At 41.3% G+C, this 19,921-nt stretch carries 19 protein-coding genes; 7 read left to right on the top strand and 12 right to left on the bottom strand.

The genetic code is table 11. The annotated features are described in order from the left end of the window. The 8 genes from nrdE to BLR53_RS02210 form a co-directional block, all read right to left on the bottom strand. On the bottom strand, positions 1-2,091 hold the full coding sequence (nrdE, locus tag BLR53_RS02245) for a class 1b ribonucleoside-diphosphate reductase subunit alpha (protein ID WP_074586754.1): 2,091 nt from the start codon (positions 2,089-2,091) through the stop codon (positions 1-3). A 4-nt stretch (positions 2,092-2,095) separates the two neighbouring features. Continuing rightward, positions 2,096-2,458: a class Ib ribonucleoside-diphosphate reductase assembly flavoprotein NrdI gene (gene nrdI / locus BLR53_RS02240; RefSeq protein ID WP_037443899.1), complete on the bottom strand. Its 363-nt coding sequence runs from the start codon at positions 2,456-2,458 to the stop codon at positions 2,096-2,098. 24 nt (positions 2,459-2,482) lie between these two features. Continuing rightward, positions 2,483-2,725, bottom strand: coding sequence for a glutaredoxin family protein (locus BLR53_RS02235; protein WP_037443901.1), 243 nt, complete (start codon positions 2,723-2,725; stop codon positions 2,483-2,485). A gap of 314 nt (positions 2,726-3,039) precedes the next feature. Continuing rightward, a complete protein-coding gene (locus BLR53_RS02230) occupies positions 3,040-3,777 on the bottom strand; it encodes a (Fe-S)-binding protein (RefSeq protein ID WP_074586752.1) in 738 nt (245 codons plus the stop codon). A gap of 23 nt (positions 3,778-3,800) precedes the next feature. Continuing rightward, positions 3,801-5,120, bottom strand: coding sequence for an MFS transporter (locus BLR53_RS02225; protein WP_074586749.1), 1,320 nt, complete (start codon positions 5,118-5,120; stop codon positions 3,801-3,803). A 21-nt stretch (positions 5,121-5,141) separates the two neighbouring features. Further along, complete coding sequence (locus tag BLR53_RS02220) at positions 5,142-5,852, bottom strand: head GIN domain-containing protein (protein WP_074586746.1); 711 nt, start codon at positions 5,850-5,852, stop codon at positions 5,142-5,144. Positions 5,853-5,892: 40 nt separating this feature from the next. Further along, a complete protein-coding gene (locus BLR53_RS02215; RefSeq protein WP_074586744.1) occupies positions 5,893-7,785 on the bottom strand; it encodes a RecQ family ATP-dependent DNA helicase in 1,893 nt (630 codons plus the stop codon). Between the two features lie 16 nt (positions 7,786-7,801). Beyond that, positions 7,802-8,992 (bottom strand): BaiN/RdsA family NAD(P)/FAD-dependent oxidoreductase, encoded by a 1,191-nt coding sequence (locus tag BLR53_RS02210; RefSeq protein WP_074586742.1) that lies wholly within the window; start codon positions 8,990-8,992, stop codon positions 7,802-7,804. Between the two features lie 59 nt (positions 8,993-9,051). Here BLR53_RS02210 and BLR53_RS02205 point away from each other — a divergent pair, with 59 nt between their 5' ends. Next, positions 9,052-10,191, top strand: a complete 1,140-nt coding sequence (locus BLR53_RS02205; protein ID WP_037443911.1) for a 5-(carboxyamino)imidazole ribonucleotide synthase — start codon at positions 9,052-9,054, stop codon at positions 10,189-10,191. Next, complete coding sequence (gene purE / locus BLR53_RS02200) at positions 10,191-10,682, top strand: 5-(carboxyamino)imidazole ribonucleotide mutase (protein WP_074586739.1); 492 nt, start codon at positions 10,191-10,193, stop codon at positions 10,680-10,682. The genes BLR53_RS02205 and purE overlap by 1 nt, the downstream gene beginning before the upstream one ends. Here purE and BLR53_RS02195 read toward each other — a convergent pair whose 3' ends face one another. Further along, positions 10,683-11,246: a YqgE/AlgH family protein gene (locus BLR53_RS02195; protein WP_074586737.1), complete on the bottom strand. Its 564-nt coding sequence runs from the start codon at positions 11,244-11,246 to the stop codon at positions 10,683-10,685. Positions 11,247-11,295: 49 nt separating this feature from the next. Between BLR53_RS02195 and pdxH the strand changes: the two genes are divergently transcribed. The 4 genes from pdxH to BLR53_RS02175 all read left to right on the top strand — a co-directional run bounded on the left by pdxH (position 11,296) and on the right by BLR53_RS02175 (position 15,521). Continuing rightward, the gene (gene pdxH, locus BLR53_RS02190) at positions 11,296-11,946 is read left to right on the top strand and encodes a pyridoxamine 5'-phosphate oxidase (protein WP_074586735.1); all 651 of its coding nucleotides are present in this window, start codon (positions 11,296-11,298) and stop codon (positions 11,944-11,946) included. A 24-nt stretch (positions 11,947-11,970) separates the two neighbouring features. Continuing rightward, positions 11,971-12,864 (top strand): 3-hydroxyacyl-CoA dehydrogenase family protein, encoded by an 894-nt coding sequence (locus BLR53_RS02185; RefSeq protein WP_037443919.1) that lies wholly within the window; start codon positions 11,971-11,973, stop codon positions 12,862-12,864. A gap of 2 nt (positions 12,865-12,866) precedes the next feature. Further along, the gene (gene ruvB, locus BLR53_RS02180; protein WP_037443921.1) at positions 12,867-13,889 is read left to right on the top strand and encodes a Holliday junction branch migration DNA helicase RuvB; all 1,023 of its coding nucleotides are present in this window, start codon (positions 12,867-12,869) and stop codon (positions 13,887-13,889) included. A gap of 123 nt (positions 13,890-14,012) precedes the next feature. Further along, the gene (locus BLR53_RS02175) at positions 14,013-15,521 is read left to right on the top strand and encodes a bifunctional GNAT family N-acetyltransferase/carbon-nitrogen hydrolase family protein (protein WP_037443923.1); all 1,509 of its coding nucleotides are present in this window, start codon (positions 14,013-14,015) and stop codon (positions 15,519-15,521) included. Here BLR53_RS02175 and BLR53_RS20135 read toward each other — a convergent pair whose 3' ends face one another. After that, the gene (locus BLR53_RS20135; RefSeq protein ID WP_234797480.1) at positions 15,522-15,833 is read right to left on the bottom strand and encodes a hypothetical protein; all 312 of its coding nucleotides are present in this window, start codon (positions 15,831-15,833) and stop codon (positions 15,522-15,524) included. An 81-nt stretch (positions 15,834-15,914) separates the two neighbouring features. Between BLR53_RS20135 and queG the strand changes: the two genes are divergently transcribed. Then, positions 15,915-16,877 (top strand): tRNA epoxyqueuosine(34) reductase QueG, encoded by a 963-nt coding sequence (gene queG, locus BLR53_RS02165; RefSeq protein ID WP_074586733.1) that lies wholly within the window; start codon positions 15,915-15,917, stop codon positions 16,875-16,877. On the opposite strand, the gene BLR53_RS02160 is transcribed toward queG, so the two are convergent. After that, positions 16,864-18,729: a M1 family metallopeptidase gene (locus tag BLR53_RS02160; protein WP_074586730.1), complete on the bottom strand. Its 1,866-nt coding sequence runs from the start codon at positions 18,727-18,729 to the stop codon at positions 16,864-16,866. The genes queG and BLR53_RS02160 overlap by 14 nt on opposite strands. A gap of 104 nt (positions 18,730-18,833) precedes the next feature. After that, positions 18,834-19,811: a 3'-5' exonuclease gene (locus BLR53_RS02155; protein WP_074586727.1), complete on the bottom strand. Its 978-nt coding sequence runs from the start codon at positions 19,809-19,811 to the stop codon at positions 18,834-18,836. Positions 19,812-19,921: the final 110 nt, after the last annotated feature.

Here is a 19,921-nt window from a genome sequence, read left to right as displayed (position 1 = left end):
TTAAACTGAGCAGGACACGCATTCATCAATGGAAGCTTTTCTTGTCCTGGTGTAATAAAGGGATTTTAAGCCCATCTTGTGCGCGTAAATGTAATATCTGGCTATATCCCTGGTTGTATCCTTCGTGTTGGTATGCAGAATCGTGGAAATTCCCTGATCGACGTGGCGCTGAATTACGGAGATCAGCCTCAATACATTCTTCTGATCCATATCATAAGCAGATTTATAGAAGAAATAATTGTCGTTGTCCAAATACGGCATAGGGTAATAGGTAGTACTGTCCCCGTATTCACGTACCTCTATCACATCTACAACCGGCATTACAGATGCTGTGGCATTCATAATATAGGAAGTGCTTTGATTTGGGGCAATCGCCATCCTATAAGCGTGATACAATCCAAACTCGGCAACCTGCTCCTTTAATACTTTCCAATCTTCTGCAGAAGGTATTTCCATTCCTTCAAACAACTTATTCACCTTAGCATGCTGCGGTACGATATCCTGCTGCGTATAACTGTCAAAATAGCTACCATCAGCATAACTTGTTTTCTCAAAACCGACAAATGTTATACCTCTGTTTTTAGCGATCTCCATGGATGCCTGGATTGAGTAGAAATTGACCATCATAAAGAAAACATTGCTAAAGTCCAGTGCTTCTTTACTTTCGTACATGATGAAGTTCCGAGTTAAAAACCCATGTAGATTCATCGCACCTAATCCAACACTATGCAGTTCTTTGTTTGCTTTCTGTACCGATGGTACCATAGCAATATTGGTCATGTCGGACACAACAGTTAAGGATAACATAGCAGATTTAACTACTTCTTTAATCCTTTTGTTCTCCATTACAGTCGCTATATTCAGCGAACCCAGATTACAGGATATTCCATACCGGATCTGGTCTTCCTTTCCGTAGATCTCTATATCAGAAACTTCTGATATCTGCATAATCTCTGTACAAAGATTAGAAAACTTAACCTGGCCGATTCCGTTTAAGGCATGACCGCGGTTTGCATTTCCCTTAAAAAATAAATATGGATAGCCGCTTTCTTTCTGCGTCTGGGCCACTTTCACCATCAAATGCCGGGCATTGATCTTTTTCTTTCTGACTTTAGGATTGGTAACTAACTCTTCGTACATCTGGTCCATATCTAATTCGTCAAGATATTTGCCGTACTCTTTATAGACTGTGTGTGGATAAAACAGATAGCAAGCTTCGTCTTTTTCGGCCAGCTCCATAAATTTATCCGGTACAATAACACCAATAGACAAAGATTTAATCCTTACCTTTTCATCTACATTGATCTTTTTGCAGTCCAGAAACTCTTCAATATCTGTATGAAATATATTCAGATACACCGCACCTGCGCCTGGACGCTGTCCGAGTTGATTCGCATAGGAGAAAGTATCTTCCAGAATTTTCATAATGGGTAACACCCCACCTGCGCGGCCTTCTACATCCTTGATGGACTCACCTCTCGCACGGATCTTAGAAATATTAAAGGAAACCCCACCGCCTATTGAAGAAAGCTTCATTGCAGAATCAATCGCATAACCGATTCCATTTAAATTATCTCCGATTTCATCAAGAAAACAAGATACCAGTTCACCAGAACGTTTTTTTCCTGAGTTCAGGAAGGTCGGAGTTGCCGGCTGATATTCCTGATTAATCAGCATCTCCGCATATCCTTTAGCCTGGGCTACATCTCCACGTGCTAGGAATAAAGAAACCGCCACAACACGATCTTCGTAGCGCTCCAGGAATTTCTCCCCGCTGTCATCCCTCAAAGCGTAACTCTGAAAGAACTTAAAAGCACTCATAAATGATTGAAAACGGAATTTTTTGGCATAAACCAAATCATAAACTTCTTCCATCTGCTCAAAAGTATACCACTGATAAAAGTCGACATAATAGTCTCCTTCAATCAGATAGTCAATCTTTTCCTTCAGTGTGTAAAAAAACACCGTGTTTTTATTTACATAATCCAGAAAATAGGACCTTACAGCTTCTTTATCTTTGTGCAGGCTGAATTCATCATCATTTTTAATCATGATCTCGTTGTTCAACAAGATCCATTTTTTAGTCACCATAGCCTTAGCCCTCTATCTTTTCTATAAATCGTTCAATATCATTTCTGGTACCGGAAAGCTCAAACTGCAAGATGACCGGTAAATTAAATTCGGCGGCAATTTTAGATGCAGCCAGCGCAAAATTAGGCCCCCAATTTTTGTTGCCGCTACAGGAAACTGTCCTGATCAGATGGCTGTATTGCTGCAAAAAATGCATGGTACTCAGCGGAACTTCACCAAAGCCTGTTGTATATGTGATTAGATGCCCTGGTTGGCTAGGCTCATAGCCGCTACCAATCTTTTGTATAATCCAATCGCGTTCATTTTTAAGCCGGTTTACAAAACGTTCGACGTTACCGGTCTTACTATCGTAATAAATCCAGTTCACAGGCGCTCTGTTTTCCAGTTTAAATCATACAGCGGCCAATGCCGACAACTCTTCTGGTTTAAATCCGATAACTCTTGACAATTCTTCTTCCTGATCAAGCAGGATTACAGTTGGTACAGATCTTACCCGAAATCTCATAGCCATTTCAGGGTCGTTGAATGGATTTATCGTTTCGTAGCTGATACCTTTTCCGTCCAGGTAAGCGGAAACCATATTGCAAGGGCTGCAATCTTCTTTTTCAAATTTGATAATTCTTTTGTTGCTCATTTTTGAAGATTAAATGGGTTAATACAACCGGGGTTAACCCGGTTGTGAAGGAATTCAAAAATGCAAATTCTATTAAGAATGATTCGAAATTGTTATCCACACAGGTGGAAAAGAGCCATGGATTTATGACTAATTTTTAACCGGGAAACCGATTATAATTAGTAGCATTTAGATACTTGATTTGCAATTTGCTCTCTTGAAGCGCTTTGAAGAAAAAAAGTCAAGGCTGAAAAATTCATTTAAAGTGTGAAAAATTCGGCCTTGACTTTTAACGTTGTGGACAAAAATGAAATGTGTTACCTTAATAACTCAAATTAATATTCTGTACTTTCCAGCCATCCGTTTGCCAGTACATCTGCGAGATGCATGGTTTTAATGGCTAATTTATTTTGGTCGATATAACCCTGCAAATGCATCAGGCAGGATAAGTCTGTAGAGATAATATAATCTGCGTCCTGCTCCAGCGCATGATTAACCTTTTGTTCTGCCATCGCCGAAGAAATCGCGTCAAATTTAACAGCAAATGTTCCTCCAAAACCACAACAAACGTCTGTGTCTTTCATTTCCATCATCTCCAGTCCGTGAACCTTCGAAAGTAGTTTGCGTGGTTCGTCTTTGATTTTACATTCCCTTAAACCACTGCAGGAGTCATGATAAACGGCTTTACCCTCTAGTTCCGCGCCGAAATAATCTTTATGAAGTATGTTGATCAGAAAATCTGACAGTTCAAATATATTCCCTTGAATAGTTCTGCATTTGTTGTGTACAATAGTATTGGTAAAAAGATCATTGTAACCATTTCTTACCATACCTACGCATGATGCAGAAGGTGCTACAATATAATTCGCGTCAGAAAAATCGTTCAGAAATTTCGTTCCGGTTGCTTTTGCTTCTTCCCAATAACCTGCATTATAGGCAGGCTGACCACAGCAGGTCTGAGCAGGGTTATAAATAACCTCACATCCTGACTTCTCCAATAACTGTATAGTATTAAAAGCAGTCTGTGGATAAAGCTGGTCAACGAAACAAGGTATAAATAGTTCTACTTTCATTTGAATTCAAATTCTAATAATAATCAGGATACAGGCTGGATTTTCCTTGGTTCTGAGTTTCTCAATAACCACAAAAACGCGAGTCCTGCCACAAAAAATAAGGCTAACGCTATCAACGAGTTTCGCATGCTGCCGGTTAATTCTTCTATATAGCCAAAGCTAAACATACCAATAACTAAAGCAATTTTTTCAATAACATCAAAAAAACTGAAAAATGAGGTATGGTCTTTACTATCCTGCGGAAGGTATTTAGAGTAGGTAGAACGGGAAAGAGACTGTATTCCACCCATAATTAAACCCACTGCAGCTGCGAGGAAGTAAAACTGCAGTTCTGTTTGCACGAAATAGGCCGCAATGCACACGCCAATCCAAATTATTACGACGCCGATAAGGACACGGATATTACCCAGGTGATTTTTCGACAGCCACGACATGAGCATCGCACCAGGGATCGCAACGACCTGCAGAAGCATGATTGTTCCAATGAGCTTGGCGGTCGGAAGCTGAAGCTGTTTTTCACCAAAAACTGTTGCGACAAGCATAACAGTCTGAACTCCCATCGAATAGAAAAAAAACGCAGTTAAAAACCGCTTCAGATAAGGCATGTGCTTAAGCTGGACCCAAACTTTACTTAGTTCTTTAAATCCGCTTGTCAGGATGTTTCCAGTAGGAACGACACGTTGTTTAGGCGTGTCCGGCAGGTTTCGAAATGGAATCTGCGCGAATGCTATCCACCAAATGCCAACTAATAGAAATGACACTCTGGATGCCTGCCCTGCACCGGAAAGTCCAAATGTATCCGGAAAGAAAACAAATACGAAGCAAACCAGCTGCAGGAGAATACTGCCTACATAACCGTAAGCATATCCCTTCGCACTCACGTTATCCTGCATATCTGGCGTTGCTATTTCGGGTAGATATGCGTTATAAAACACCAAACTGCCCCAAAATCCTATAGCTGCCAAGATGAATAAAACAATTCCAAGCTGCAGGGTTTCTGCTTCAAAAAAATAAAGTCCACAGCAAGATAATGCACCTATCCATGTAAATATTTTCATGAAGAACTTCTTATTTCCGCGGCTGTCTGCAATCCCTGAGAGAACCGGACTAAGTATTGCAATAATTAGAAAAGCAAATGCTAATGCATAATTGTACAGGGCAGTATTTACAAATTTGAAGCCCATAAACTGAACGTAGTCAATTGTATTGGGTTTATTAGATGAAGTAATTATTGTGTAATAGGCAGGAAAAATAGTAGAAGTGATAACCAGGTTATATGCTGAGTTTGCCCAGTCAAAAAATGCCCAGGACCTGATAGTTTTACGATCGTTTATCTGTGTCATTAAAGAGGCGCTACCGATCTGTTAGTTTACTTTTTCCAATCTGGAAGTTCCCGATTTTTTCTCTTCTACCTTTGCTGGATTCCCTTTGTAATAAATTTCAGATGCGCCCGAAGTTTTCACTTTCAGTTCGTTCAGAACATTTATTTTCAGCTTACCCATTCCGTCGATATTTAAGTCATAAATACCAGTTATAAAATTAAATGCTTCCAGATTCAAGCTACCTTTACTTTTTAGCTGATGTGTACCTGCCTGACCGCTTAAACGGATATCTGCAGAACCATCTATAGTGGTAACCAATTTTCCTGCATTCAACTCAAGGTCTACACTGTTTGCATCTGTTGTTTTAAGCTCCAGATTATTTACAACGATTCTGGAAGCAGTCTCTACTCTGCCCGCCTTGCCTATTTCCAGTTTTTTTAAATCCCCTATGCCAGCGACAACAACAATAGTGTCGGTACCACAGTAAGCGTCGGCTTTCAGGCTGACAACCAGCTTCTCTCCATTCACTTTAATTTTAACAAGGTCTACTGCATTACTGTCTGCCTGTGTGTGAACCATAAAGGTGCTATCTTGATTTAAAACTAGTTTTAAAGGTCCTTCCAAACTAATCTGATCGAAGGGCTTGAGCTGAACTCCCCTGTGCGAAATAGTTCCTGAGGCCTGAGGACATTCAGACTGGCAGGCTGAAAAAATTAATGGTAAAATAAGCAGGTAAAGGAATCTTTTTTTCATAAGGTTTATTTTTCTTTAAGCGGACTATCTTTAGTATTTATCAAATATAATAGTTTTTGCCGTCGGTTTTGATTTTACCGGTGTCCAGTAATGTGCGTAATTGTTGCAATTTATCTTGATCTGTACCGGTTTTCAATTCTAGTATCAGTTCATCTAAACTACATAATCTATTCTGTAGTAGAGTTATTATGTCAAATTGTATCTTGTCGTGTAGCTCTTCTGTATCCTGATTTCTTTTTTCAGTCAGACATACATCACACATCCCGCAATGCTCTGCTCCAGGTTCATCGAAATAATGCAGCAGCTGTGCGGTGCGGCATGTCCAGGTCTGACTATAGGCTAATACAGCAGTAATTTGTTCCTGCTGTATCTTTTTACGGAAGTTTATATAACGCGCATCTGTATCCAGATGCAGTTGATCTACCCTGGGCCTGGTAAACTGAAGCTGAGGCTGATCGCTCTGCTTCAGATAGGAAATTAAACCCTGATCCTGCAGATTATTCAGTTGTCTGACTACATCGTTCCAGGAAATTCGCAACCGCTTCGCAAGTTCGCTTTCCTGTATCTGCGCATAATGATCGAACATACCGCCATAAGACCTGAGCATTGTCTTAATCAGCGGATCATATCCCGGGTTTTCAATCTGAAAGCGGTATACATCTTCGTTCCCGGAAAGAAAAAGTACTCTGGATGGTAAAAATATATTCTCTGACAAGGTTAGATATCCGTCATGTTCCAGGAATTTCATCGCCGCCATGGTTCTGATTACACCGAGCTGATATCTTTTGCAAAAGTCCGCAAGGTCGAAACTGAAAAAGATGCCTTCTCCGGCTCCGTAAGCAAGCTGAAAATAAGACCCCAGATGATGATAGATTTTCCTGATCTCAGAAACCTCTGGAAAACTCTCTGCATACCTGATCTGCAGTGTCTCCCGGTCAGATTCATTGGCAAGCAAAACCGCATAAGCCCTCCTTCCGTCCCGGCCGGCACGACCAGCTTCCTGATAATAAGCTTCCAGACTTTCCGGGAGATCCAAATGGATAACAAAACGAACGTCAGGTTTATCTATTCCCATCCCAAAAGCATTGGTAGCCACTATAACCCTGGTTTTATTTTTTTTCCAAAGATCTTGCTTTGTACTTCGCTCTGTCTTCTCTACGCCGGCATGATAAAAGTCTGCTGAAATCTGATTTCTTTGTAAAAACAGGGCTACCTCTGTGGTCTCTCTTCGGTTACGCACGTATACCAGGCCGCTCCCCTTCACCTGGTTGATAATATTTAGTAATTTTTTATACTTATCCTCCAGATCATAAACAACATAGCTCAGGTTTTTTCTAGCAAAGCTTTGCACGAATATCTGCGGGTCTGTCATTAAAAGTTTCTCGACAATATCCTCCCGGACGAATTTTGTAGCCGTAGCTGTAAGTGCGATTATGGGTACTTCCGGATGGATTTCACGGATTGCTGCAATTTGTTGATAAGGAGGTCTGAAATCATAACCCCATTGAGAGATACAGTGTGCTTCGTCTACAGCAATCAGATTAACTTTCATATAGGAGATGCGTGTCCTGACCAGGTCTGACAGCAATCTCTCTGGTGACAGGTATAAAAATTTAACGGGCCCGTAAATACAGTTATCAAGCAGAATATCAATTTCCCTCTTGCCCATTCCTGCATAGATAGCTACAGCTTTGATACCACGCGCATTTAAGTTTTCAACCTGATCTTTCATCAGTGCAATCAGCGGTGATATGACAATGCAAATACCTTCCATAGCCATCGCTGGTACCTGAAAGCAAATAGATTTACCTCCCCCCGTAGGCAAAAGTGCAAGGCAGTCTTTGCCCTGCAATACTGCTTGTATGATTTCGAGTTGTAACGGCCTGAAAGTACTATGCCCCCAATATTGTTTTAGAATTGCTGTTTCTGACATATAAATACCGGATCTTTTAAAGCTGTTGCGCAATTACAAAGCCACTTGCCCAAGCCCACTGGAAATTATAACCGCCGAGCCACCCTGTAATATCAAGACATTCCCCCCCAAAGTACAGTCCTGGTTGTGCTTTAGATTCCAGGGTTTTCGAAGAAAGCTCTCCTGTGGAAATTCCACCGCGCATAACCTCTGCTTTATCATAACCTTTGTCTCCCGCGGGTTTAACACAGAATTCATGGATACGTTGATGAATTTCTTCCATTTCTGCTTTAGTTAAAGCAGCAACGGTTTGATGCAGAGGTAGATATTTACCCATCGCATCTGTGAACTTGCGCGTAAAATACCGGTGCATTAAAGTAGACAGTAGTGTTTTACCTTGTTGCTTTCTTTCTGCATCGATCAGGCTGCTGATATTCTGTTGTGGAAGTAAATTTATTTTGATTGTTTCCCCGGCCTTCCAGTAAGATGAAATCTGTAGGATTGCTGGTCCGCTCAGGCCCCAGTGTGTAAATAATATATTTTCTTCAAAACTAGCTTTGTCATTACTGACTTCTGCAAATACTGCATTTCCCGAAAGACTCGCGAACCATTCTTCATCTTTACCTGTAATTGTTAAAGGGACGAGTGCGGGTGCAGTTTGCTCGACCTGCAAACCCAGCTTTCTGGCGTAACGCAATGCAAAGTCTGTCGCACCCATTTTCGGAATTGGCAGGCCTCCTGTTGCGATAACTAATTTAGGGGCCTCCAATACTTTTTTCTGTCCATTCTGCAGGTAATGAACCTGGTACCGATCTCCTGTATGATGGATTTCCCCTACTTCTGCATTACAGTGAATCTCCTGTCCAAAGTCATTACAAAGTGTTTTAAACAATTTCACAATATCTTTAGCATTCTTTTCTACAGGAAACAGTTGGCCTAATGTTTTTTCCTCTCCCTGGATATCATAAGTTTCAAAGAAACTGATTGTATCTTCTACCGTCCACTGGCTGAAAGCAGATTTCAGGAAATGTGGGTTGGCTGTTATAAACTGCGCCGGCTGAACTGACAAATTTGTATAATTACATCTCGCTCCTCCCGAAATCAAAATCTTCGCGCCTGGTTGTGCTCCTTTTTCCAATAAAATAACCTTTTTTCCCAGGTATCCTGCCTGTACTGCACACATCAGACCGCATGCTCCTGCACCAATAATTATAGCGTCTGCCTCCATCAAATCCGTTTATATTGTTTATTTTTGGTGCAAAATAAGCATAACTTTTTCATATCGATATGGCAAAACAAATAAGTGATTTAAAATTAGGTATTTTAGGTGGAGGTCAATTAGGCAGAATGTTAATTCAGGAGGCTATCAATTACAACCTTACTACTCTGGTTCTGGATCCTGATCATGACGCTCCCTGTAAACATCTGGCAAATACTTTCGAATGCGGTTCTATTACTGATTTTGATACCGTTTATAAATTCGGCAAAAAGGTAGATGTCATCACTATAGAAATAGAAAAGGTAAATATTGAGGCTCTGGAACAACTGGAAAAAGAAGGAAAACAGGTTTATCCGCAATCAAGGGTAATCAGGTTAATTCAGGATAAAGGGGTTCAGAAACAATTTTTTAAAGAAAATGATATTCCTACCGCTCCATTCCAACTGGCAAACTCCAGGGAGGAAATGATCACCTCTAATTTCCCATACCCATATATGCTTAAGCAGCGTAAAGATGGTTATGATGGGAAGGGTGTAATGCGTATTAATTCTGTGGCAGATCTTGATCATGCATTTACCAGCCCCTGCCTGATGGAGGAACTCGTGGATTTTGAAAAAGAGATTGCTGTAATTGTCGCAAGAAATGCAAACGGCGATGTTAAAACGTTCCCTCTGGTGGAGATGGAATTTAATGCCGAAGCAAATCTGGTAGAATTTCTAATCTCTCCTTCAACTTACCCTGAACCGATACAGGCGCGTGCAGAAGCTATTGCAGTACAGATTGCCGAAGCTTTAAATATAACTGGTTTACTGGCTGTAGAAATGTTCATTACAAAAGATGGTCGTATTCTGGTTAACGAACTTGCTCCAAGACCGCATAACAGTGGCCATCATACTATAGAGGGCAATTATGTATCTCAGTTTGAACAACACCTCCGTTCTATATTCAATCTTCCGCTGGGTGATACACGCACGGTAACCAATGCAGTAATGATCAATCTGCTCGGAGAAAAGGGGCATGATGGTGTGGCCCGCTACCAGGGGTTAGAAAAAATCCTCGCTATTGACGGTGTATATGTCCATCTCTATGGTAAAAAATATACTAAACCTTTCCGGAAAATGGGGCATGTCACAATTATCGACCAAAATCGGGAAGCCGCTATTGAAAAAGCAAATTTCATCAGAAACACACTAAAAGTTATATCTTAATGAGTATTAAAGTAGGCATTATTATGGGTAGCAAGTCTGACCTCCCGGTCATGAACGATGCTGCTGAAGTTTTCAAGTTATTTGGAGTCGAATTTGAAATGACCGTGGTTTCGGCCCACCGTACACCTGAGCGGATGTTTAAATATGCCCAGGACGCTGCTTCAAGAGGATTAAAAGTGATTATTGCAGGCGCTGGCGGAGCCGCTCACCTGCCAGGTATGGTTGCTTCAATTACTGTACTGCCCGTTATTGGCGTACCCGTAAAATCATCGAACTCTATTGATGGATGGGATTCCATTCTTTCTATTTTACAAATGCCTAACGGGATTCCTGTCGCTACGGTGGCCTTAAATGCAGCGAAAAATGCAGGACTACTTGCGGTTCAAATCCTCTCTACGGCAGATGAAAGTCTTGCGGTAAAAATGCAGGGCTACAAAGATGAACTGCGTAAAAAAGTAGAAGAAACTGCTGCTGAACTTGAATCTGAATAATTAATTCAGATTCGGGTTTTTCGGAAACTGGCTGATATGGGCATATCTCGGGCCCATATTAACCACCACATCCCGCCAGAGTTGTGCTTCATCTACATTAAAAACCATATCTGCATCGTATTGATCCGATACGATCCAGGTATTGGCTGAGAGTTCTTTCTGCAGCTGACCGGGATCCCATCCTGCATAACCGATAAACACACGGATTTCATCTCTCGACAATGTGTGCTCAAGCATACATCTTTTAAAGTCTTCGTAATTTCCTCCCCAGAAAATTCCTTTTGCCAGCTCCTGTCCCTCGCTTATTTTTTCTGGACAGCGATGAATAAAATGGATCAATTCTGTATTTACTGGTCCTCCGCTATAAACAGGAAAGTCTGCACCCACCAGGTCGTGTAACAGATCACTAACCAGTAAAGCCGTAGGCTGATTAATAATCATACCTAATGTTCCTTCGGGTGTAGTATCGACCAGCAAAATAACCGAGCGTGTAAAATGCGGATCGTTAAGGAAAGGTTCTGAAATAAGCAATTTACCTGCTTCCGGCTCTGAATGATTGATCATTTAGGAAATTTACTGATAATTTTAAAAAAACTATAACCATTTTTGTGAAATGGAACTGACTAAAGAAAATCTTCAGAATCTGAGACAGGAATATAAGGCAGCAGAGCTTCAAGAAAGCGATGTTGCTGCTAACCCTACAGATCAATTTGCCAACTGGTTTAAGGATGTTCTCGGCGCACAGCTTTTTGAGCCTAATGTGATGACACTGGCAACCGCCGATGCCATGGGTAAACCCTCAGCGAGAATTGTCCTGTTGAAAGAATTCGATAATACTGGTTTTGTTTTCTATACGAATTATAAGAGTAAAAAGGGAAAACAACTGGCCGAAAATCCACAGGCATCCCTGCTTTTTTTCTGGCCGGAACTGGAACGTCAAGTCAGAATTGACGGAATAGTCAGCCGTGTTAGTGCCGAAGCTTCTGATAGTTATTTTCATTCCCGCCCTGCGGGTAGTCAGATCGGAGCTCTGGCGTCGCCACAAAGTCAGATTATTCCGAACCGTGAATACCTTCAGGAAAAAGTATCCGTTTTGAAAAACGAGTTTCAGGGGGTTGAGATCCCGCGTCCTGAGCATTGGGGCGGATATATTCTGGAACCGCAGGCAATGGAGTTCTGGCAGGGCCGTCCGAGCAGATTACATGACAGGATAAATTATACCTTTGACAATGGAGTATGGGTGATTTCTAGACTCGCTCCCTAATCTAACCTAATATAAAAGATTCATATGAAACAAATAGCTATTGTTGGTTCAGGAACTATGGGAAATGGTATTGCACATACCTTCGCACAATTTGGCTACCAGGTAAATCTGATAGATATAAATGAAGAGGCACTCCACCATGCTGTTAAAACTATTGGTAAGAATCTGGACAGGCAGGTGACGAAAGGTAGTATAACCATCGCAGATAAAGAAGCAACTCTCTCCAGAATTCATACAACAGCAGATCTTAAAGCCGGCGTTTCACAGGCAGATCTGGTTGTAGAAGCTGCAACCGAAAATATAGAATTAAAACTGAATATTTTCCGCGAACTGGACGTATATGCCAAGCCCGAAGCTATTCTGGCAAGTAATACTTCCTCGATATCAATTACGCAGATAGCGGCTGTCACAGGCCGCGGTACCCAGGTAATCGGAATGCATTTCATGAATCCAGTGCCTGTAATGAAGTTGGTCGAGGTGATTCGCGGCTACGCGACCTCCGACGAAACAACCAATCAGATTATGGCGGTTTCAGCCAAACTGGATAAAGTTCCCGTAGAAGTAAATGACTACCCTGGATTTGTCGCGAACAGGATTCTGATGCCAATGATTAACGAAGCAATCACCACCTTATTTGAAGGTGTTGCAGGCGTAAAGGAGATTGACACGGTAATGAAACTGGGAATGGCTCATCCTATGGGCCCACTCCAACTAGCCGATTTTATTGGGCTGGATGTCTGCCTGGCAATATTACAGGTACTGCAACAAGGCTTCGGACAGGCTAAGTATGCACCCTGCCCATTACTCATAAATATGGTTATGGCAGGCAAGACGGGCGTAAAATCTGGTGAGGGTTTTTACGATTACAGTCAGGGTATAAAGGAAGCCAATGTTGCTTCCAAATTTTTAAATCAATAAACATGAATGAAAACCTCGATGCTTCAGCAGAGAATCTATCCCCGGTTGAACGAGATATAGAAAAAGTTTTAAGGCCGCAGGCATTCGAAGATTTTACTGGTCAGGAAAAGATCATGGAGAATCTAAAGATTTTTGTTAAGGCAGCTAAGTTACGTGGTGAACCGCTGGATCATGTACTATTGCATGGCCCTCCTGGTTTAGGTAAGACCACGCTTTCTTATATTATTGCTAATGAAATGAGCGTGGGAATTAAAGTCACCTCAGGCCCAGTGCTAGATAAGCCAGGTGACCTTGCGGGCTTACTGACTAATCTGGAAACCGGCGATATTTTGTTTATTGATGAGATACACAGACTGAGCCCGGTGGTAGAAGAATACCTGTATTCTGCCATGGAAGACTTTAAGATTGATATTATGCTGGAAAGTGGTCCAAATGCACGCTCAGTGCAGATTAGCCTGAATCCGTTTACATTAGTTGGTGCGACAACACGTTCAGGTTTGCTGACTGCGCCTTTACGGGCGCGTTTCGGCATTAATTCAAGGCTCGCTTATTATGATGCCAAACTATTAACAACGATTGTGCTTCGCTCCTCACAAATTCTTAAAACACCAATTACCGAGGAAGGAGCTTATGAAATTGCAAGAAGAAGCCGCGGGACACCGCGTATTGCAAATGCATTGTTACGCAGAACCAGGGATTTCGCCCAGATCAAAGGTAACGGAACGATCGACACCAAGATTGCAAAATATGCGTTGACTGCACTTAATGTGGACGAGCATGGTCTGGACGAAATGGATAACAAGATCCTGCTGACTATTATTGATAAATTCAAAGGAGGCCCGGTTGGACTAAAAACAATAGCTACCGCAGTTGGTGAAGACGAGGGCACAATAGAAGAAGTTTACGAACCATTCCTGATTCAGGAAGGTTATATGATGCGTACTTCCCGTGGTCGTGAAGTCACCGAAGCGGCTTATAAACATCTTGGCCGTTCCTATCAGGCACAGTCCGGTAGATTATTCTGATCTCCGGCCTGTTCAGGCATCATTTGTGCATGTTCTGTATTAATTAATCAGCTCATAAAAAACGTACCTATTTCAGTATAATTCTGGATATATTTGCGTTTTTTGCTAAAATACTATACATATATGAACATCGAAACAAGAAAACTTACACTTGAAGATTATGACGATCTGAAAGAATCTATGGAACAGGCTTACGATACTTTAGGCGGCCAGATCTGGAGTAAGCATACAATCGCAAGACTTTTAAAATTGTTTCCAGAAGGGCAGCTTTGTATTGCCGTTGATGATAAGGTCGTTGCCTGTTCACTATCTATTATCGTGGATTACGATGAATACGGTGACAAACATACTTATCAATTAATAACCGGGGCTTATACTTTTTCTACGCATGATCCCAATGGAGACACGTTGTATGGTATAGAAATCTTCGTCTCCCCTGAGTTCCGTGGTCTGCGTTTGGGCAGACGTCTGTACGAAGCTAGAAAAGAGCTTTGTGAAAGCCTTAACCTCAAAAGTATTATCGCCGGCGGGCGTATACCAGGTTACCACTCACATGCTGATGAATTAACTCCAAGACAATATATAGATAAGGTAAAAGCAAAGGAACTGTATGACCCTACCCTTACTTTCCAGCTTTCAAATGATTTTCACGTACGGAAAGTATTAAAGAATTATTTGCCGGGCGATCATGAATCGAAGGAGTTCGCCACACTGATAGAATGGAATAATATCTACTATCAGGGAATTGATGCTTCCGCACGCTCAGCGAAAACTATACGTCTGGGATTGGTACAATGGCAAATGCGCTTATTCCCGGATATGGAGGCTTTTTATGAACAGGTGGAATTTTTTGTAGATTCTGTTAGTGGTTATAAGTCCGATTTTCTTCTTTTCCCGGAATTTTTCAATACACCTCTCCTACATCCCTATAATCATTTGCCGGAAATGGAAGCGATGCGTAAACTAGCAGAACTTACGGCAGAAATTGTAGAAAGAATCCAAAGTTATGCTGTGTCGTATAACGTTAACATTATCTCTGGCAGTATGCCAATTATTGAGGATAATAAGCTGTACAACGCAACTTACCTATGCCACCGTAGCGGAAAAACTGATGAATACCGCAAAATCCATATCACACCGAATGAGTTGAAATATTATGGAATGGTTGGCGGAGACAAAATTCAGGTATTTGATACCGACTGTGGTAAAGTTGGTATCCTGATCTGTTATGACGTAGAATTCCCCGAGCTTAGCCGTATTTATGCTGACCAGGGTATGCAGATATTATTTGTACCATTTCTTACCGATACACAGAATGGTTATACGCGTGTAAGGAGATGTGCACAGGCCAGAGCTATTGAAAATGAATGTTATGTGGCTATTGCCGGTTGTGTAGGTAATCTGCCAAAAGTAAATAATATGGATATTCAGTTTGCACAGTCTGCGGTATTCACACCGTCTGATTTTGCTTTTCCCACCAATGCGGTGAAGGCCGAAACCACTCCGAATACCGAAATGATGCTTGTTGTAGATGTAGACCTTCATTTATTAGATGAAGTGCATCATTTCGGCACGGTAAAGATTCTACAGGATCGCAGAAAAGATCTTTACGAAGTGAGGTTATTAAAATAATTATTTTCTGATTAGAAACCAATAAATTAAAAGGATAACGACAATGATCGGGATAAGCCATTTCATTACCGGCCCCGCTCCTTTGTCGTTATCTTCATTTACAGCCTCCGGAGATGGACCCGGGTTATGTTCATGTTGAGAATAATTGTCTTCAACTGGCACAGGTTGTCGACCTGGTGCTTCCTCATGAATGACATTGGTTGTGCTTTCTACATACGCTGATTCCTGTTCAGATTCAACATTTTGACTTAAATCAGGTTCCTGTCCCGGTAATTCCTCATTTTTTCGATTATTATCATTCAAATTTTCCATGTTAATAAGGTTTGGTTTTCAAAGCAAATAACACGAGAGTACTGAAAAGGTTTGCGCCTTAATATTTACCTTTGTACTCTTATGCATCCAAATTCTGTAAATTATACCCAGCTGATTAAAGATGAAGCCCTGAGACTGGGCTTTCAGCAGTGCGGAATTGCAAAGGCCGATTTCCTGGAAGAAGAAGCGCCTAGGTTAGAGAAATGGCTTAAAAACCAACATCACGGATCTATGAGCTATATGGAGAATCATTTCGATAAACGGCTGGATCCTAGAATATTGGTGGATGATGCTAAATCTGTAATTTCTTTAACACTTAATTATTTCCCGGAACAACAGCAAATCGATCCCGATGCCCCCAGAATTAGCAAATATGCTTATGGAAAAGATTATCACCTGGTAATCAAGGACAAACTATTTCAACTCCTTGGTTTTATTCAGGAGCAAATTGGAGAAGTAAGTGGAAGGGCGTTTGTAGATTCTGCCCCGGTGCTTGACCGGGCCTGGGCAAAACGTGCCGGAATTGGCTGGGTAGGTAAAAACAGTAATATTATCAGTAAGAAAACCGGTTCATTTTTCTTTCTGGCGGAGCTGATTATCGACCTGGATTTAGTACCCGATCAGCCTTTTACTACAGATCACTGCGGAAGCTGCACCAAATGTATTGATGCCTGCCCGACAGACGCTATACTGTCGCCCGCGATTATCGACGCAAACAAGTGTATCTCGTATCTAACTATAGAATTGCGGGACGAAATTCCGGCGCAGTTCAATCAACAGATGGGCAACTGGATGTTCGGTTGTGATATCTGCCAGGATGTTTGTCCCTGGAACCGCTTTGCAGTGCCTAATCAGGAACCTGAATTCCAGCCGGCCCCCAATCTCCTGGAGATGAAAAGAGATGACTGGCTGGATATTACAGAAGACGTATTTAGCAAATTATTCAAAAATTCTGCGGTAAAACGGACTAAGTTCAAAGGCCTGGTCCGTAATCTGGATTTCATTAAACAAAACCCGGTTAACGAAACCCCTACTTCAGAGTAAGTGTGTTATTTGAATGATTCTTGTCCGGGACATAGGTATCGCCCAATTTCACTTTTCTTATTTTCTTGTTGGTTTGATAAGGTATTCTAACCTGCTTATCTGCATGTTCCCATATACCTATTGTCTGGTGGATCTTGACCTTAGACCCGTCTGCAAACTCCAGTTCCAGGTAAATTGGTAATGGCTTATTACTTTGATTATTAACTATAAAGGTATAACCATCTTTAGTTTTTGTTGCAGACGAAATACCTAAATCCAGTTCACCTTTACCATAGAACCAACGCTTCCAGAACCAGTCCATGTTTTTGCCAGATCCTGCATTCATTGAGTTAAAGAAGTCTGCAGGAACCGGGTGTTTACCATGCCACTGCTCCATGTAGTGATGCAGTGCTTTCAGGAATAATTCATTACCCAGATAATCTTTAACATACAGATAACCCAGTGCTGGCTTCGGATACGAATTCGTAAACGAGCCACTCCCCTTCAATTCAGGAGTCAAAGTCATGATGGGCGTGTCATTTTTAGTTCCTGATGTTGTTCCAGTCGGTTTAATCCCATAGTCATCGATCATTGCAGGTTCAATCATAGGCGCAATCAGCCATTCTCCTATTGTGGCCCAACCTTCATCCATCCAAGCATGTTTCGTCTCATTAGTTCCCATATAAAATGGAAACAAGCTGTGGAATATCTCATGGACAGTCAATGTGATCGCATCTTCCCTTCTATCTACAGGGTTGTCATTAACCATCATCGGATATTCCATCTGGTCTAACCCATCAAAAATGGTGATATGACTGTAAGGGAATGGCCATCTTGGAAATTTAAAGCTCATCGCGTCGACTGTTTTTCTGGCAAAATCAATTACTTCATAGTAGTCCTGATGAGTAGCGTTAAACACTGCATCAACTCGCGTCCTGCGTCCACTGATTGAATCTACAACCAGACTGGTCGACTTCCATAAATAATGGTCACTTACTGCAAACGCAAAATCCGGAACATGAGACGCTTTAAAATTCCAGGTTTGGCTTTCCCGGCCGGAAGCGATCTTTCCAGATTTTACATCTGCTTCTGTAATCACATCTATCGTCTGATCAGATTTTTCTGCCAGAGCTATCCTTTCTGCGATTTCTGGTTGAAATAATTCAGCGGTATTCTTGAGATCTCCAGTTGCCCAAACACTGAAGTTACCGGGTAGCGTTATTTTCGCATTGAAAGTGCAAAAATCATTATAAAACTCTGCATCACCAGTATAAGGGTATTTGTTCCATCCATCTATATCATCGTATACTGCGATCCTGGGAAAGAAATAAGCGATAAACCATGCCCCGTCATCCACTCTCCCGGTTCTGACATGAGAACCTTTATTCACCAGATAACTGTATTTTATCTTCACTCTAACGTGTTGACCGGGCGCAACTGGTGAAACTGCAGTATACATATTCGTGCCCTCAACATGTAGCGCTGTATCCTGGTATTTTTTATTCCCTATAATTACGGAGGCCAGTTTAACACCTTCCCCTAAATCTTTCTCTGAAATTTTAGAGTCTCTTTTGACGCCTTTCTGATAAAGATTAGGGTATAATTTAAACCAGATTTGTTTCAATGTATCTGGGCTATGGTTGCTGTAATCAATGTCTACAGTACCTTCCAACAATCCTGTCTGTGGATTGAAATGAATGTCCAGCTGATAATCTGCAGTATTCTGCCAGTAAGCAAGTCCAGGTTTCCCATTAATTGCCCTGGTGCCTTTTTTATAGGCATTTTGCAGTTCAGGTGAGATAGGTAATCCCGGTTGGGCAGATAGGCTATAACTGATCAGACAGACCAGACAGATAAATGTAAATCTCTTCATATCAATCTATATTTTGGCGCTCATTTTACAAAAAATATTGTTGTAAACAAAAACCCGCAGACCCCACCATAATTGGTACGGACCTGCGGGCGGGATGATAAAACTTATTTACCGAATTTCATTTTTAACTGTTCCAGCATATCTGAGGTGACATTCTCAGCTGGTTTTTCTTTTCTTGGCTGCTGTTGCGCAGTTCTTACCGGATTACCTGATGGTTTCTGGTTATGAGCTGGCGGTGCCGTAGAGCCGGGTGCTTTTGGTACGCGGTTCAAATCTTTCTTTTTGTTCCATCTCGTCCAGATTTCTTCCAATTTCTTCTTTGTGTACAAAGGAAAGTCCCCTTGTTTCATCCATGCGTAATAACTCGGCTCAATGTCAAATACATTTTCAACCGTCTTATTCTTATGCTTACCGAAGTTAAACACTTCTTCTCCCTGATCGTTGTAAACCATACGACCAGCAAAATCTACCGGTTTATTCATGTTGGTAAATGCATGAAGTGCATCAATATCATTTATAACCGGCTGAGATATTTTACCTTGTTTATCCTCAAAATCTGCACCCTCGTATCGCTCCAGCTGAGCCAGTAATACGTGATAGGTAGCTGTAATGTCTGCCTCTGCCGAATGCGCATTAATAATATCCTTGTCGCAATAAAATTTATAAGCCGCACGAAGGGTTCTTTGCTCCATTTGATGGAAGATATTCTGTACATCAACAAATCTTCTGTCTGCCATGTCAAAATCAACACCTGCACGCAAAAATTCTTCAAGTAATACCGGAATATCAAAACGGTTAGAATTATAACCTGCAAGATCTGCATCACCGATAAACGCAGCAAGTTCCTGTGCAACTTCTGCAAATTTCGGAGCATCTGCAATATGTTCATCGTATATACCATGAATCAAAGATGATTGAAGCGGAATAGGCATACCAGGATGGACACGGAGAGTTTTGATCTGCTCAGTTCCATCTGGCATAGCTTTTAAGATTGCAATTTCAACGATGCGGTCAGATCCCACATTAATTCCGGTTGTTTCCAGATCAAAAAAAGCAAGAGGACGGATTAAATTTAATTTCATTGGTATATTTTTTATAATACTAATATTGATACAAAAGTTCTTAGCTAAGAAATATTATGCCTAAGCCAATACCAATTATCATGATAAGATACATCAATATTTCAGTTGTT

The sequence above is a fragment of the Pedobacter antarcticus genome (assembly GCF_900103515.1).
Lineage (GTDB): Bacteria > Bacteroidota > Bacteroidia > Sphingobacteriales > Sphingobacteriaceae > Pedobacter > Pedobacter antarcticus.
This window is presented reverse-complemented; position numbering and strand designations above follow the sequence as displayed.